Origin of the sequence: Desulforapulum autotrophicum HRM2 (genome assembly GCF_000020365.1) — a bacterium.
GTDB lineage: Bacteria > Desulfobacterota > Desulfobacteria > Desulfobacterales > Desulfobacteraceae > Desulforapulum > Desulforapulum autotrophicum.
This window is the reverse complement of the sequence record NC_012108.1, coordinates 1,077,501-1,093,747: the sequence shown is the minus strand read 5'-3', so window position 1 is coordinate 1,093,747 and position 16,247 is coordinate 1,077,501. Positions and strand designations below refer to the sequence as shown.

Annotated in this window: 15 protein-coding genes and 1 pseudogene; 14 read left to right on the top strand and 2 right to left on the bottom strand. The window is 42.7% G+C overall.

Features of this window, described 5'->3' with window-relative positions; translation table 11 throughout:
• The first annotated feature begins 67 nt into the window (after positions 1-67).
• The 13 genes from HRM2_RS28280 (at position 68) to rhuM (ending at position 12,175) form a co-directional block, all read left to right on the top strand.
• Positions 68-904 carry a 4Fe-4S binding protein gene (locus HRM2_RS28280; protein WP_015902856.1) on the top strand — a complete coding sequence of 279 codons (837 nt, stop codon included), beginning with the start codon at positions 68-70 and terminating at the stop codon, positions 902-904.
• A gap of 412 nt (positions 905-1,316) precedes the next feature.
• Complete coding sequence (locus HRM2_RS04690; RefSeq protein ID WP_049770402.1) at positions 1,317-2,036, top strand: phospholipid scramblase-related protein; 720 nt, start codon at positions 1,317-1,319, stop codon at positions 2,034-2,036.
• 199 nt (positions 2,037-2,235) lie between these two features.
• Positions 2,236-4,095 (top strand): DUF3413 domain-containing protein, encoded by a 1,860-nt coding sequence (locus HRM2_RS04685; protein WP_015902854.1) that lies wholly within the window; start codon positions 2,236-2,238, stop codon positions 4,093-4,095.
• A 522-nt stretch (positions 4,096-4,617) separates the two neighbouring features.
• The gene (locus HRM2_RS04680) at positions 4,618-5,016 is read left to right on the top strand and encodes a hypothetical protein (RefSeq protein ID WP_012663014.1); all 399 of its coding nucleotides are present in this window, start codon (positions 4,618-4,620) and stop codon (positions 5,014-5,016) included.
• Positions 5,017-5,316: 300 nt separating this feature from the next.
• Positions 5,317-5,688: a CHC2 zinc finger domain-containing protein gene (locus tag HRM2_RS04675; protein ID WP_012663013.1), complete on the top strand. Its 372-nt coding sequence runs from the start codon at positions 5,317-5,319 to the stop codon at positions 5,686-5,688.
• Positions 5,688-6,269 carry a hypothetical protein gene (locus tag HRM2_RS04670; RefSeq protein WP_012663012.1) on the top strand — a complete coding sequence of 194 codons (582 nt, stop codon included), beginning with the start codon at positions 5,688-5,690 and terminating at the stop codon, positions 6,267-6,269. Before HRM2_RS04675 ends, HRM2_RS04670 begins: the two co-directional genes overlap by 1 nt.
• Complete coding sequence (locus HRM2_RS04665) at positions 6,256-7,944, top strand: integrase (RefSeq protein ID WP_012663011.1); 1,689 nt, start codon at positions 6,256-6,258, stop codon at positions 7,942-7,944. The genes HRM2_RS04670 and HRM2_RS04665 overlap by 14 nt, the downstream gene beginning before the upstream one ends.
• Before the next feature lies 1 nt (position 7,945).
• Complete coding sequence (locus tag HRM2_RS04660) at positions 7,946-8,614, top strand: ATP-binding protein (RefSeq protein ID WP_041273016.1); 669 nt, start codon at positions 7,946-7,948, stop codon at positions 8,612-8,614.
• A 696-nt stretch (positions 8,615-9,310) separates the two neighbouring features.
• The gene (locus HRM2_RS04655) at positions 9,311-9,733 is read left to right on the top strand and encodes a type III secretion system chaperone family protein (RefSeq protein ID WP_015902853.1); all 423 of its coding nucleotides are present in this window, start codon (positions 9,311-9,313) and stop codon (positions 9,731-9,733) included.
• The gene (locus HRM2_RS04650) at positions 9,726-10,025 is read left to right on the top strand and encodes a PspA/IM30 family protein (RefSeq protein WP_041273050.1); all 300 of its coding nucleotides are present in this window, start codon (positions 9,726-9,728) and stop codon (positions 10,023-10,025) included. The genes HRM2_RS04655 and HRM2_RS04650 overlap by 8 nt, the downstream gene beginning before the upstream one ends.
• A 98-nt stretch (positions 10,026-10,123) precedes the next feature.
• On the top strand, positions 10,124-10,315 hold the full coding sequence (locus HRM2_RS28275) for a DUF4160 domain-containing protein (protein WP_202944707.1): 192 nt from the start codon (positions 10,124-10,126) through the stop codon (positions 10,313-10,315).
• A 20-nt stretch (positions 10,316-10,335) separates the two neighbouring features.
• The gene (locus HRM2_RS04645) at positions 10,336-10,590 is read left to right on the top strand and encodes a DUF2442 domain-containing protein (protein WP_232364198.1); all 255 of its coding nucleotides are present in this window, start codon (positions 10,336-10,338) and stop codon (positions 10,588-10,590) included.
• A gap of 556 nt (positions 10,591-11,146) precedes the next feature.
• The gene (gene rhuM, locus HRM2_RS04640) at positions 11,147-12,175 is read left to right on the top strand and encodes a virulence protein RhuM/Fic/DOC family protein (RefSeq protein WP_015902851.1); all 1,029 of its coding nucleotides are present in this window, start codon (positions 11,147-11,149) and stop codon (positions 12,173-12,175) included.
• A 559-nt stretch (positions 12,176-12,734) separates the two neighbouring features.
• Here rhuM and HRM2_RS04635 read toward each other — a convergent pair.
• Positions 12,735-13,424, bottom strand: a pseudogene (locus HRM2_RS04635) (Fic family protein); the annotation flags it as partial.
• Between the two features lie 150 nt (positions 13,425-13,574).
• Here HRM2_RS04635 and HRM2_RS04630 point away from each other — a divergent pair.
• Complete coding sequence (locus HRM2_RS04630; RefSeq protein WP_012663192.1) at positions 13,575-14,930, top strand: IS4 family transposase; 1,356 nt, start codon at positions 13,575-13,577, stop codon at positions 14,928-14,930.
• 39 nt (positions 14,931-14,969) lie between these two features.
• Here HRM2_RS04630 and HRM2_RS04625 read toward each other — a convergent pair whose 3' ends face one another.
• Positions 14,970-15,680, bottom strand: coding sequence for a Fic family protein (locus HRM2_RS04625; RefSeq protein WP_015902849.1), 711 nt, complete (start codon positions 15,678-15,680; stop codon positions 14,970-14,972).
• Between the last annotated feature and the right edge of the window lie 567 nt (positions 15,681-16,247).

Here is a 16,247-nt window from a genome sequence, read left to right as displayed (position 1 = left end):
TCATATCTGTCACGGCATTGTCCTTTTAAGCCATAAATATTCGAATTGCCGTGGAAAATATCATAAAATGAAAAGAATTAAAATCCATACCTGGCGAAGAGTTATTCAAACAGGTGTTGCTGGCCTTTTTATCATACTTCCCATACTGAATCAGGCCGGGTTCAATTTTATCTGGGGAAATTTTTTAAACATCCATATCGGATGTTTAACATTTTCAGATCCTCTGGCTGCTTTTCAGGTAATACTTAAAAATCATTACCTGCCCATTGGACTTTTGATCGGTGTCGGAATGGTTTTGGCCATTGCATTTTTCCTGGGAACTGTTTTTTGCTCCTGGATTTGTCCCTTTGGATTATTGTCAGAACTCATAAATTCTTTTTCTTCCAGGGTATGGCCTAAAAGATTTAGAAACAAAAGAATTCAAACAAGGGACTTTGCAGTAAAGGCAACTGTCTTTTGCACAGGTTTTCTGGTCTTCTGGTCTTTTTTCAACACACCCATTCTAAACCAGGTGTCAATGCCATTTCAATATTCAAATATTTTTCAATATCTTTTTATGCAAAAAGACCTGTCTCCTGTCATTTGGTTTATGGGCGTCATTTTATTGTTGGAATTTATATTTCAAACCCGTTTGTGGTGTCGTTGGATTTGTCCGCAATCTGTTCTTCTCTCCGTTGTCAAACGGTTCAATCCCTTTGGATTTAAAATTGTTTTTAAACAAAAAAGATGTATCTCAAACAAGGCACCATTCCCCTGCCAGCAGGCCTGTTCCCTAAATCTTGACCCCAAGCACATGGATGGCTGGAGCCTGGCCCAATGCACCAATTGTGGAGATTGTGTGGATGCCTGTGAAAAAACAGGTAAGGCCCTTGTCTACAAATTTTCTCTGGGAAATGAGATGTAGTCTGCCGGACAGTCTTTTGCAATTTAGTTTTGAACTAAATGATACCTAACTCAACTTTCGAGATTGACTGTTTATATAACCGGCACGGCCGGAGCGAGTTATGACTCCGGCCTCAACGAATGATGAAACGCCTTCATTGACAATGCTTTGGCGGGTGTTTCATATAAAATTGCCGGTTGCGATCCAGATTAAAAAGGTTGTCATTATGAAAATTCTCTATATAATCGGCCATCACCTTTACACGGACATACCAAATTATTCGACCTTATTTCTTGAATTAAATTCCATTGTATGTGATGAAATATGGAAGGCATCTGAATACCATACTGCAGCAAATGTTATTCAGAAAAAAGTTATTCTATTAAGGATATGAACTTTGAATTCGACTTCTAAGTGCCCCAAGTGCTCTTTTGTGGGGAACTCTCAATTCACCGAATGCCCCAATTGCGGAATAATAGTCTCTAAATTTATTCTTAAAGAAAGGAAAGATGCGGAAAATCGGTTTCACATAAACCAAATAAACCAGAGTCATGAACTGGCCGGACTTACTGACTGCCGCAAACTGTTTATCCGTCAACGGTTAGAAAGAGCCGAAGTTTGGTTAGGCCTTGAGACCCGGAATCGTTATTCAATCAATTTCAACCTTTTCGAAGCCGCTGAAATGAGCACTTCCATTGGAGCAATCCTGTCCAGGTTGTTTATTGGAAACTGGCGTCCTTTTTCAATGAAAATTCTTAATCGTGAAGGCATTACAGCCCTCACTCTGGAAAGACCTTTCAAGTTCTATTTCCACAAACTCGAAATTTTCCATGCCAATGGAGAACTTCTGGGAAGTGTCCAGCGTTGTTTTAGAATCCTAAGAAGGCAGTATATTGTTTATGATGCCTTTGATCAGGAAGTATTTACTCTTATAGGCCCAATTCTGCATCCTTGGACATTTAAAATTTTCCAGAATGGCATTGAAGATGGCAAAATCACAAAAAAATGGAGCGGACTTTTCAAGGAAACCTTCAGCAAAGCTGATGATTTCGGAGTTGAGTTCCCGGTTAAGGCTGACACCACACAAAAAACCTTGCTGATGGGCGCGGTTTTTTTAATTGATTTTGTCCATTTTGAAAGACCTAACAATTAAAAAAATATAATTTAAGCCAAATGACCTATAAGTCCACCTGGAGAACGCCAGCACAAATGAAAGGGGGCATGGGTTATTTCGAATAAAAAAAACATCTGCTCCTAAACGAGCTATAAGCTTGTTAAGCTCCTAAAACTGTTGCAGATAAGTCAATTTTACCATTATAGAAAAGCCTGTTCAAAAGGGCCAGGAATTGCGCATGAACGATGGAACGTTACGTCCTGTATATCGGACATTAATAAAAATATTGATTGTTAATTATGTCATCACTGTGTTGATGGGCTCCCAGTATATATTCCACTCATCCGGGATTAACAGCTTCCTGAGCCATGGGTATCTGATAATCGCACTTTTGTCCAATTCAGCCATGCAGTATCTGGTCCTTGCAGCCCTGCTCTATACTCTCTTTTTTGTGGTACGCGGCAGAAACGCTTTTTCTATTGTCTCGGCGCTTGTTTTTTCCCTGTTTCATCTCCTCTGCTATACGGACATATCCATCTACAGGATTTTCAAATTCCATATCAACAGCATGGTTCTTAACCTTGTGTTTACCGAAGGTACAGGCGATTCTCTTCACTTTGGTCCCACCATCTTTCTGATGTTCGGTGCTTTGATCCTGGCTGTGATCTCATTCGAGTTCTTTCTTGCCAGATGGCTCTATCAAACCAGTGGCGAAAAGACCCTCTCCAGACGAAGAATGGCCATTGTCTCCCTGGCTGTTTTTTCCCTGATCTTGGCGGACAAGTCGCTCTATGCGGTTGCGGACCTTTACAATGTCAGGAGCGTAACACGGTTTATCAAGGTGTTTCCCCTCTATCAACCCCTGACAATCAAGAAAACCATGAAAAAGCGATTCAATTTCACTGTGGATAACGAAGATCGTATCACGTTCAATACAGAATTCTCCTCAATCCGTTACCCGGCTTCGAAACTGGAACGGAAAAAATTGAAAAGTTACCCCAATGTTGTATGGATTCTGCTGGATGCATGGCGTTATGACATGCTTTCAAAAGAGCTTACCCCCAATATTTACGCATTTTCAAAAAAATCTCAGGTGTTTGGCAACCATTACAGCGGCGGAAATTGTACACGGTTTGGTGTATTTTCCCTCTTCTACGGTATTTATGGATCATACTGGCATCAATTCTTAAGTGAACGGCAGGGCCCGGTGCTTATCGATGAACTCAAGGATCTGGATTACGACTTTAAGATTGTCACCAGTGCCAACTGTTCCAATCCTGAGTTCAGAAAAACCGCCTTTGTGAAAATCCCCGAATCTGTGTCCGATCGCCACCAGGGCCAAAATGCCGAAGTCAAGGATCCGAAGGTAACAGCGGTTTTTCTCGACTGGTTGAACACCCGGGATAGCAGCAAGCCATTCTTCTCTTTTCTTTTTTATGATGCGCCCCACGGTCCATACAGTTATCCGGCAGATTTTGAAAAATTCATGCCCTCAAACAAATCTCCCAACTACCTGACCGTTGGGGAAAAAGATGCGGCAACGCTTAAAAACAGCTACAAAAATGCCATTATGTTTGATGATTTCCAGGTGGGCAGGGTCCTTGATGCGATCAGGCAAAGAGGACTGCTTGAAAACACCATCGTAATGATATCCGCAGACCACGGAGAAGAGTTCTATGAAAGCGGCTATCTGGGCCACAACAGCGCCTTTACCGACGAGCAGACCCGGGTTCCGCTGGTGATGTATCTTCCAGATGCAGGACCCGGGAAAATCGACTATATGACAAGTCATCTGGATGTGGTTCCAACCCTGATGAAGAGGCTTGGCTATACAAGCGACACAGGGCTCTACTCCCAGGGTGAAGACCTTTTTGACGGACGAGGCCACGACAATGTTGTGGTGGCAAGCTGGGATACCTGCTCAGTGACTGGGAATGATAAAAGCTACACAGTCTTCTCACTGGAAACATACAATGCAGGATCCTTTGAAGTAAGGAAAAGGGGATACCATATTGTGGATGACGACAAGGACCTTATGAAAGCCAAAAAACCCGCGTTGATGGCCGTCTTAAAAGGCCTTCGACTGTTTTTAAATTAAAAATGGGGGCTACTCTCAAGCTAAAGACAACCCGATTTCCAGGCTTGAAACTCTGACAGTTTTAGTCTGGACCTGACGATATTCCCCCCATGCAATTGACTAAAGGGCCCTTTGACGCTTCTCTGCTACAATCTTCTCCAGAATCAATGAGCGGTCATTCGTAATTGCTTCAACTTCAATATCATTGACAGAATAACAAAAGCAGTAACAAATCAATTCGTTTTTATCCTGGCTGGTCGGCATATTAATCGGTCTTCCTCAAAAATTTATCCAGGGCCTCTATCATAACCCCGGTCACGGTTGATCCATTTTCTTTGACATACCGTTTGTTAAGATGCGAATACTCTAACGCCTACCCCCCAAATCGTTCGCAAAATACTATAACGCTATGATTAGGGCAGCCCGCCGCAAATACCCCGCCAAATAGAAAATAAATCATACCCCGCTTACCCCGCCGCTTTTACGACAAAATCAATTTTTAGGGCTATATTTTCATCCAGATTTAAATTTGGAGAAAATATAATGGCAAAAAGTTCAAGTGGAAAACGCCCCTGCTGTATTTGCCGCAAATGGTTTAAGCCGGATGTCCGCCAAAAAGGACGACAGACAACATGTGGAAGGTCTGCCTGCAAAACTGAACAGCACCGAAGAAACTGTCAAAAATGGAACAAAAAAAACGGTGAATATTTTAAAAATAACTATCTGGGTAAAAAATTAGAAAAGATTGAGGAAGAATCTTCTAAGGAATTTAAATCCAGCATACCTCCCCATGAACACCCCCCGCCCAACTGCCTGGCAAAGCCCGTATTGCCATATGAAATTTTAGAAAACGAGTATGGAACAAGAAATATGATCGTCATCCAATATGTAGCTTGGCAGATTCTGAATCAGTCATACGATTCAAAAACTGCGTTCAGATAGGGGGGGGGTGTTTATGGATAAAAACCTCGACTAATCGAATCGGAGTTTCAAGACGCATCATAGACTTAACCAACTGTAATTCATTGATATCCCAACAAAGTAATCGACTTAGGGTTTTAAGACGCATCATTAACCTAAACCTCTGTAAATAAAGGAGATACGAACAGACTAATACATAAGGGTGTTTAAGACACAACAGACAAGGATGGGGCTATTATAGTAGTTTAAAAATAGGATTTTTACACCTTGCCTTGAGCTTAAGGCAAAGTGCCTTGATAACCCCGACAAATGTGAGGACTCATGCCAAAAAAATTTTCATCCCAAGAGTTGTTTGAATTAAGAAATTTTATCCCTGTGGAGATGTTGATAAGGGAGCAACTGGAAATGCCATCAAAAATCAGTGAAGGCTTTTTCCGTTTTCTGTGCCCGATCTGTAATGAATTCCAGACAGCCATAAACCCAGCCACCAACCTGGCCCGGTGCTTTCGATGTGAAAAAAACTTCAACACCATCGATCTTGTGATGACTGTTCAGAGAATCGGGTTTAAAGAGAGCGTTCTGTTCTTAAAACGCCTGATGGTCAAAGTTCCGAATCAGAACAAAGATGCCAGACAGGGGTTGCAAAATTTTATCGGAGGCATCGGCCAGACCATGCCGGGAGGATTAGGATAATGGAACAGGATCGGTTGACCCGTCTGGAGAATCTTATTGCCCGTAATCAGAGTCGTTTCCATGAAATAGGCAAAGCTCTGAAAGAGATAAAAGATACCCGGCTGTATAAACTCAATCTTTTCAGTAGTTTTGAAACTTATGCCAGAGTGCGCTGGGATATGGGCAGAGCCCAAGCTTATCGCCTGATAGAATCCTATAAGGTTATCAACAATCTGTCTCCAATTGGAGACATTCTTCCCAACAATGAATCCCAGGTGCGCCCCCTGGCCCCATTGGATCCCATCGAACAGCGTAAAATATGGAAGGCATTTTTAAAAACCGCCATGGAGATAACCGCACCAAACATCAAACAGTTCATTGATTCCGCAAAAGAAAACGACACCGGCAGTAAAGACGAACCTGTGGATTTAACCGATCAGGTCAGCAAAGCCTATATGGATGCTGTCCAGGCAATGCTTGACCAGGTTCGACTGGCCCAACAGGATCACTGGCAAAAGACATCTCGCCAGGCTGGGCTATTGTGGAACCGGGTCATTCGGGAAAAAATATTGACAAGGGAGAACGGCAATGGACACGGATAACCTGAAGGTCATACCTACTCTGACGCTTGATGACCGTTTCAATCTTTTGCTCCATAAAAAGATCATGAACAAAAAAGGCTCGGCCAAACGAGCAAGTAAAAAATATTACAAAGATCAATATCAAAAAACCGGCATTATTCCGGGGCCACTCCTACTTGTGGAAAAGAAGGTTATGGAAGGCCGCAAGTGCAGTGGACGTCCCCGTTCTTTCTCCGAACAGGTCCGCAGACGTTTTATAGAAATGGTAAAAGAGTCGTGTGATCCGTCAAGCCAACGGTTCATCTTTATTACCCATAAGGCAAGAACCATTAAAAATTATCACCACTGGCTTGAGAAAGAGTTCAAAAAGAGGATCTCCATCCATGCCCTCAGGCACTGTGTTTACCGTGAAAACCTCAAATCATATTTGAATAAACCAGATTTCGAGGACGATATTCCGGTCAAAAATAGTTTTAAACCAGAACCGGTGTTTGATCTGATCCAGATGGATGGCTGTATTTTTAGATATTTTAAGATCAGAAACGACAAGGGTCATTGGCAAAAGCCCCAGGTCATAGAATTTTATGATACGGGCTCTCGTTATATGTTTGTCCTGGATGCGTATTTTTCCGAAAGCAGTTGGAACTCCGTGAACCTGTTCACCAAATTTTTACTGGATAGGCCATTTCCCCAAAAAAAGATTCGTATCCGGCCGGATAATGCCAAGGGCTTTTTAAATCTTAAGCGCCCCATCAACGACTTGAATTTGAAACATTCCACCCCGAACGGGTTTTATATGGAACCTGATTTCTCAAGGATCCATGCTCCCAAGGATAAGGCTCACCTGGAATCATCCCACCGCAGCCTTCATAATTTTGAAATCCGAATCATCAAGGCGTTTGAAAAAAGGATCGTAAAGACAGAGCCCGGGTACATCTTCAAAAAAGGAAAACAAGAAAAAATCACCGTTACCCTCCTTGATATAAATTTGGATGAGTTAAAAACAAGCTCACTTATGGAGGAATATCGCCATGAACACAACTGTACACGCCACTATTTCTCTGAAAAAGGAAAAGTCAGTGCCTGGGTGCCGGATAAAAAGCTCACAGACTTTTTTAAAACATTTACCAGCACACTGACCTTTTGTACTGATCAGGTCAAGGAGCACATGAAATATGGATTTAGAAAAACAAAAGCCACGGTATCAAAGCAGAAGACCATCAGATTTGAAAATCAGGATTACTATGTGACCATGGGTGCAGACAAGTTCAGCTCCCATAAAAGTACACCCGTTCAGATATCCAGATACAATGACAAGCTTTTCCTTTTTGAGCCCAGGGAGGATGGTATTTTTTGGGGAGAAGCCCTTGCCCGAAAGCCCTTTGAAAAGCCGTTAAAAGTATTGACCATATTGCCGGACAAAAATGAGCTGGATCAGATCATCGCCTTTTTGGAGCACAACAGCATGGTCGTCGATCGGCCCCTCCTGATTAAAAATTATAAAAAAGGTCTTTCCATGCCCATGGCAAAGCAAATCCTTCAGCATAACCAGAAAAGATACACCACCTATATAAAAAAGATGCAGCAACCCACGAATATAAAAGGGGCAGTGCTGTTCAATGCTTTTATTCTCGATTGTGAAAGCCATTATCGAAGAATCCATGTGGCACCGTATGCGTTTTCTGGAGAAATATGACATGAAACGAAAAGAAGATTTTATAAATGACAAACGCCGCATTTCTTATCTGGGGGCCACATATAACCGAATCTATCGTAGGCAGAGCGTCTTGATCGAGGGTGATTATGGCGTGGGTAAAACCCGTTTCTTGAAATTGCTGCAACCGAAAAAACTTCATGCCGTCTGGGTGGAGTCACTGTTCAACATACATGAAACCCTGGCATCGATTTTAAAGAAGCTAAATTACGACACAATCGCCACCTACCGGCGAACCCCTCAATATTTGGAAATGATATGCAGTCTGTCCAACTGCTTTATTTTAATCGACGAGGCAAACGATCTTGATCCCCGGGTCTGGCCCTACCTCAAAAGGGTTATCGATGCCGGTGTTCCCATTGTATTTGCAGGATTACCAAAGGTGAGGACCTTTTTAACCCGCGAGCATCCAGACATCCTCAGCCGCTTGAAAACGCTTATTCTATACCCGATTGTGGTAGAAGATTTCATTGTCGAGTACAAGGATATTGAACAGGAGGCCATTGAACAGATTTATATGACGACCAAAGGCGATATGAGAAAATTCAGAGAAATTTGTACAGACTGCAGGGACAGAGCAAAGGAGTTGAAATACACCTTTGTTGACATCAATCTTGCCTTGGAATTTCTCTCTGATCTTCCTCCTCAATAACGAACATAAGGCACATGGAAAAATTTCACCAAGAAATAATGTGAGGCCAGAAAGGACTGATTTTGCTGTTCTAAAACTTTAGATCGTCCAGATTAGATACCTCGGACAAGATAATTAAATCAGGATAGACCATTACGCTTTTTTAGCGAATGGTCTATTTTTGTTTACAACTTCTCAAACTTCATTGACTGATTTTTGAAATACACATTCCGTGCAACACTGCTATAAAATAGCATTAACCTACTGTAAAAAATGATATTTATTTGAAGCGTTAGAGTATTTTGCGAAAACACGATTAGGGCCAATGCTATGCAAGTAGCTGATTATAAATGTTATTGAGGCCTTTTTTATAAAAACAGGGCAGATAAAAAGCGTTAGAGTATTTGCATCTTATCAACCGTTCAATCCGCTCAGCAAGGACACAAGGCATCTCAATGGTTAGGCTCTGGGTTGGATCTGCACATTCTTTTACAACGGCTGTGGGTATTAAGCAGTCTCAAATAAAATTGCTTTCCTAAGCCATAGCAGAACAAGCTTGAGGTGGAAACCCGCACATACCCCTTGTGATAGGTTAGATGTTCCCTTTCTCCGGGGGATGTCGATTCCCGGTTCATTCCGTCCTCGCTATATCCTTCCGTGCTGTTAGAGTTCATCAAAAACCGATTAACTGGCAATTTACAGCAAAGAGAGGACCACATGGATCAAAAAACCCACAGACTCATAAATCACGTCATCAACGACATGGCGCTTGAGGTGATGGATCAGGGATCAGAAACAGGAGACATGGTCGTGAGAGATGCCCTCAGGGGTATCAATAATATGCAGATCAGTTACCGCCCTCCCCGTGTGATCCTTGAACAGAAAATCATGGAGACCCCGGATAACTGCATAGGCTGTCACACTGAGTTGCTCAAGATAAATAGACAGTTGGAACAGGGAGCCTTTGCCCTTGACCACACAGGAACCAAGCTCTATTTCCGGGATACCCTGGAGATCGACAACCTGGATAAAAATGAACTTGAAGCCTCGCTGAACGGGGTGAGTCTTGCCCTGATGGAATTCGGGGATCGGCTTATTGAGATGCACAATACCAACCATAAAGAGGACATCAATGCATAAGCGATTATTCAGAATAGGCGAATCAAATATCAATTCCGTCATGGACCAGTTGGAAGACCCCATAAAAATGACCGAACAGGGCATACGGGATCTGGAAAAAGATCTTACCGCAGCCATGGTGAACCTGGACAGGTCAAGGCTATTGCCATCCAAACCCGAAAGGATGCAAAGGCAAAATACCAGATGGCAGCAGACTATGAAAACAAGGCAAAGAAATTGCTCTATTCCATATATCTGCAATCGGATAAACATTGGTGTTGAGTTGAATTTTTGCAACTATCTGCTATTATAAAAAAGATACATTTGCGAAAAGGAGTTCAAATGCCAGAAACAAGCCGTTTTTTTTAGAATTATAATCAGAATGTTTTATGATGATCATAGCCCCCTCATATCCATGCAGAGTATCAGGGCAGTAAAGCAACGTTTGATTTCCATGGAAATATTCATAACGATGATCTCAACTCAAGAACAGCAATAAAACTAGTTCGAGAATGGATCGATTTACATGTTCAAGAGCTCGAACAAGCCTGGGAGGATGCAATAAATTTCAGGAAAATTAGCAAAATCCCTCCTCTAAATTAGGGAGAATAATTATGAGGGATATGAACGAAGTCATCTCAATAAAATATCTAAAAGGATATACTTATCATATTTCCTTTGACGATCACATTTCAGATGAAATTGATTTTTCTGGTTATTTTGATAAAGGACCTATTTTCTCACCATTAAAAGACATTCAGCTGTTCAAAAAAGCTTTTATAGAGGGAGGAACGATTGCTTGGCCAAATGGTGCAGACATCGCTCCAGAAACCCTATATGAAAAATGCAAAAGCAATCTCTCCGTTGAAATGGTTTAAGCACTATGTTGTCTTTGGAAACATTTGACCTTGACGGGCACAATTTGGGTTTATAGATCATATCAAGCGTTAAAAGCTACGCTACGCTTTAAATATGATGAAACTTGACTGTTTTTGACTTATTTTGCATGTTATTTGTTGACCTTTTTTTGAGGGGTATTCTATGCCAAAGGCCCATTTAACAAAACGATTCATTGACAAGACCCCGTTTGCAACTGGAAAAACACCCACTATTATTTTGGGATACTGAGCTGAAAGGGTGTGCTCTTAAGGTGACAACAACACGAAAAACCTTTTTCGCACAAGCCCGTGTCAATCAAAAACTCCGTCGTGTCACCCTGGGGGCCTATGGTGCGTTAACGCCAACTCAAGCTCGAGAGATAGCTAAGGACGAACTCTTCAAGCCTTCAGGGTCTTTCGGGCATGGTGGAATTATGCCAGATCCGAATACAGGGACCCGGCAAACGATGAACCCATATTTACAGAGAACCCGGTTTCTATTTTATCTGAACAAAACTTGTGGAGAAAGGCTAAGCCCCGGGACGGGAAAATTCCTATGAAAAATATATCCAACATACTGATTTACCAAACTACAGATGGTAATGTAAAAATTGATGTCAAGCTTGACGATGAAACGGTATGGCTCACCCAGGAACAGATGGCCAGGCTTTTCGGCAAGGCCAGAACCACAATAACCGGTCACATTGGAAATATCTTTAAAGAAGGGGAACTGATGGAACCAATGGTATGTCGGGATTTCCGACATACCACTCAGCATGGTGCCATAGCGGATAAAACACAGTCCCAATCGGTGAGATATTACAACCTTGATGTAATTATCTCCGTGGGGTATCGGGTAAAATCCATCCAGGGTACCCAATTTAGGATCTGGGCCACTCAACGACTGAAAGACTATCTGGTTCAGGGGTATGCCATCAATAGGCAACGGTTCGTGCAGAACGCCGCCGAACTGCAGCAGGCCCTGGCACTCATTCAAAAGACAGCACACTCACCTGCCCTGGCAACGGATATGGGCAGGGGCCTGGTGGATATCATGGGCCGTTACACCCAGACCTTTCTCTGGCTCCAGCAATACGACGAAGGGTTGCTGGATACTCCGAAAGGACAGGCAGGGGGGAATTTGACACCACACGAAAATGCAATGGCATCCCTGGTAGAACTGAAAAAGCAATTGATGGACCGGGGAGAAGCCTCTGACCTGTTTGCCCGCCCATCCCGGGCGGACAGTCTGGCAGGCATATTCGGCAACCTGGATCAAAGCGCTTTTGGGGAACCGGCTTATCCCACCATTGAGAGTAAAGCGGCCCATCTGCTTTATTTTGTCGTAAAGAACCATCCGTTCATTGACGGCAACAAGCGCAGTGGTGCATTTTTATTTGTGGATTTTCTTCATCGAAATGACCGATTACTGAATCCGGACGGGCAACCCGTGATTAATGAAACCGGCCTGGCTGCCTTGACATTGCTGGTGGCCGAATCCGCCCCCAATCAGAAAGAGACCCTGATCAAACTGACAATGAACCTGTTGTGCGAACCCGGCCATAGAGAGGATTCCAATGTTTAGCCAAATCAGTTAATAGACATCCTAGGCTTTCCATGGGGATAGAACCGGCTTAATTACCCGGGTCGATAAGGTGGTAATCCAGAGCCGCTTTTCCCATGGTTTTTCAATCAGGGATTACCTTACAGGGGAGCAGGAAACTTACCTAAATTCTCAGACAGACGCAATTTTAGACACAATCGTGAAACTCCCAACTAAAAAGGCTTCCAGCGAAAACCGCTAAAAGCCTTTATTATCAATGGTGCCGGAGGAGAGACTTGAACTCTCAAGGGCCGAAGCCCGGAGGATTTTGAGTTCCTTTTGTACAAATCTTTAATTCTCTATTTTTTCAACCCTTAACTGACGCGGCTCTCAGAGCCTTACTTTTGGTTTCATAAGGTTGTCTTTGGAAACGTTTGACCTTGACGGGCACAATTTGGGCACAGTAGGACATCCTATAATCAGAGGACATGATGCCCTCTGGGTTATTTCACCCTGATAATTGAACCCTTCCCAAGCCCGCCTGGAAAACGCGGCACAAATGGAAGGGAGACAAAAAACAAATTGGGTCGCTGCTCTCAAGCTATATACAACCCGATTTCCAGGCTCGAAACTCTGACAGTTTCAGTCGGTACCTGACGATATTCCCCTCATGCAATTGACTTAAAACTTCCATGGCCATTTTTCTGAAGCTTTCTCTATCATGCCCAGGCACCAGTTTCTCGGCAAGTTGCAGAATTTTTTGATCAGATGGTGCTTTGATGCCCCGGACAATCGCCTGCACAACCTGGATCAATGCCTCCCGATAACGTATACGCAAAGGATCCGGCACTCCCATGCTTTTGGTGATGGCAAGATAACGCTGACATGATCTTTCATAGGCCCAGGTAAAGACATCACGAAGAAGATCAATCTTATTTAATTCGTAGACTCCCAGAGTTCCATCAATATAGGATTTTTCAGGAACATCTATAAATGAAAGGGGGCATAGGTTGTTCCGAAAGAGAGGAATATTTGCTCCTAAACGAGATACACGCTTGTTAACATCCTCAAACGGTTGCAGATAAGGCAATTGTACCATTATAAAAAAAGCCTGTTCGAAAGGGTCAGGAATTGCGGACGCTTTCTGCAGCAGCATGCGAAAACAATCTTCCAGGACCTGGGGCATTGCCAGGGGAAGAAAGGTTGAGCCGGAAATATCAACGGGTCTGCGGCGTAACCGCCCACACGCTTCATCGTTTGGAAGCAGGTTTTCTGAGAGTATGGCATGAAGGTTAAAAAACTCAACTTTCGGAGTTTAGTCACTCTAAATTTTAAAAATACAACAATTTGAAATAACTATTAATATTGACGAGATTCACTACCTATGATACGTGTTCTTTACCCCTAAAAAACAACAATCAAAGATAGGAATCTCATCAAAATGCATATTACCTCGACAGAATATCAAAATCAAACCATAAATCCTGAAAAGCTCGGAATTTTTGGTAATTATTTTTCCAAATTAAAAGTTGGAAGCATGCTCAACAATTCAGGTATAGTCAAAACCAAAGGTGCTTCTCCCCTGGAATTGTTCACTATCGTTTTCAATCTGGCGTTTATTGGCAAAAACTTCTTCCAAGGCGTAGTGCGGAATAAAAAAGTGGGAGTCGGAAAAGATGCCGTGTATGACTTTTTAAATTCGCCCACCTATAACTGGAGACGGTTTACAACTCTTCTTAGCAGCCGAATTTATTGTATAATTAAGGGTCTTCTGGATAATTCTTCTGAAGAGGTTCTTATCTTTGATGACTCGCCATACGACAGAAGCCGTTCCAAAAAAGTGGAACTTCTTTCCCGTGTATATGATCATGCAACTCACAAATATCTAAAAGGCTTCAGGCTGCTTACTCTTGGCTGGTCAGATGGTAACAGTTTTCTCGGGATTGATTTTGCCTTGTTATCATCAGCAAACAAAAAGAATCGATACAATGAAATCAATCCAGATATTGATAAAAGAACGTGCGGTTATCAACGCCGCAAAGAAGCGATAACAAAATCCACAATGCATCTGGAACCAATGGTAAAAAAGGCCCTCAAGATTGGTATCAGGGCGAAGTATCTTGTAATGGATAGTTGGTTTTCAATGCCTTCGGTGATTTCGAGCCTTCGCAAGCATATCCACATTATCTGCATGCTTAAGGATCATCCAAAATGGTTTTACGAGTACAATGGAAAGAGACTCAGGTTAAGTGACCTTTATGGAAAATTAAAGAAAAAAAGAGGGAAGGCCAAAGTTAAGGCCAGTGTCCTTGTTCGGTTACCTGACGGGAACAAAGCCAGAGTCATATTTGTCCCCTGTGATAAAAAACGAGGATGGCTCGCCCTTTTATCAACAGATATTACCATAGCAGATGATGAAATAATAAGGCTGTACGGTAAACGCTGGGATATCGAAGTATTTTTTAAAATGTGCAAACAGCATCTAAAACTGGTTAAAGAGATCCAAATCCGGAACTATGATGGTTTGATCGGACACACTTCCCTGGTAATGGCCAGATACAATATTCTGAGTCTGTTCCAAAGGAAAAGCGTTGATCAACGATCATTTGGAGATTTATTCAGAGCCTGCAATGAAGAATTGGCCAACATAACTTTCCTTGATGCACTAACGAGGATAATGCAATTAGCCATGGCTACGTTACGAAAGGTTCATAACTTGTCTGAGAAGATCATAAATTCCATGCTCGACCTGATAATGGGTGAAGCACTTGTATATTTCGGCCTTTCCAATCGGTAAACGCCCCTATTGGAAGGGGAATAGAGATGAATTTACTTCTCAGAAAGTTGAGTTAAAAAAGGTGAACATATCGAACCCTACTTGATCAGCCTCTTCAACAAGCATCTCAATAGCGGCCTTGTGATTCAGGATCATTTGGGTTTCCTGTATGTCTTTACCGACTGCCGCTTGACCGAATTCGATCAAGTTTTGGGTGTCCAGACGATTATAGGTATTCCCTTCAAGACGCGAAGAAGCCCATGAAAGATCAATCAATACCCGGTCTAGAATTTCTCTTGCATAGGTGCCGGCAGGACGTTCGCCTGAAGGCGTACGTCCCATCTCATGAAACTGGGAACGTAGGGACTCGGAGAGATAAAAAGTAACCCCTGGTTTGTATTCCTCCAGAAATAAACGTTGATAACCAATCGGTCTTCTTCGGATCAGTGGTTGCGCAACAGTATCACGGATAACACCTCCCTCAGTAGACACAGGGACGTACAACTCTGCGTCACCTCTGCTTGAGGAATCTATAACCTTGTCTTTGCCCATGGAGTGCTTGTAAACAAGAGCGATACTCTCGCCCTCTGTCACAATTCGTTTTTCTTCTATTAGGGCTTTCAAACGGCGCTGCAAGGTACGACGATTGATGGGGTTGGATAAATATTGCCCCAGCGCTTTTTCAAGCGCTGATATTCCGATCCCCTCGGTGTGCTCGGAAACCACCTGTTCGATCAGGTCTATTTCCTTTGCGGACACTATGCGTGACATGATCCTTTCCTCTATTCCTTCTGAAATACATCATTATGCGCTGTCGCGTGGTAGCGTGACATAATAGCGTGACATAATATGTCATTGTTTTGTGTCGTGCGTCAACACAAAACGATTTGTTGCCATTCTTTTTCGGGGCAAAAGAACACTTTTTATGAATGGGGGCTGGGTGGGGACTGGAAGATTTTTTTATATCAAGAACAACAAAAGGCTTTCAGCCAGAAACGCTGAAAGCCTTTATTATCAATGGTGACGGAGGAGAGACTTGAACTCTCAAGGGCCGAAGCCCGGAGGATTTTGAGTTCCTTTTGTATAAATCTTTAATTCTCTATTTTTTCAACCCTTAACTGACGCGGCTCTCAGAGCCTTACTTTTGGTTTCGGTTGGTTCCTTTAGGAAATTTTTGACCTTGACGGGCACAAATTAGTCACAGCAGGCACAGATAATGGCCAGGAGAGAAACACCCCCCTTGGCCTATTTTACAATGAAATTTTTGCCCTTCCCCAACACATCATTCACCACCTGTCAAACATCCGAAATACATCACCGACCTTTGGGAGTCTTACC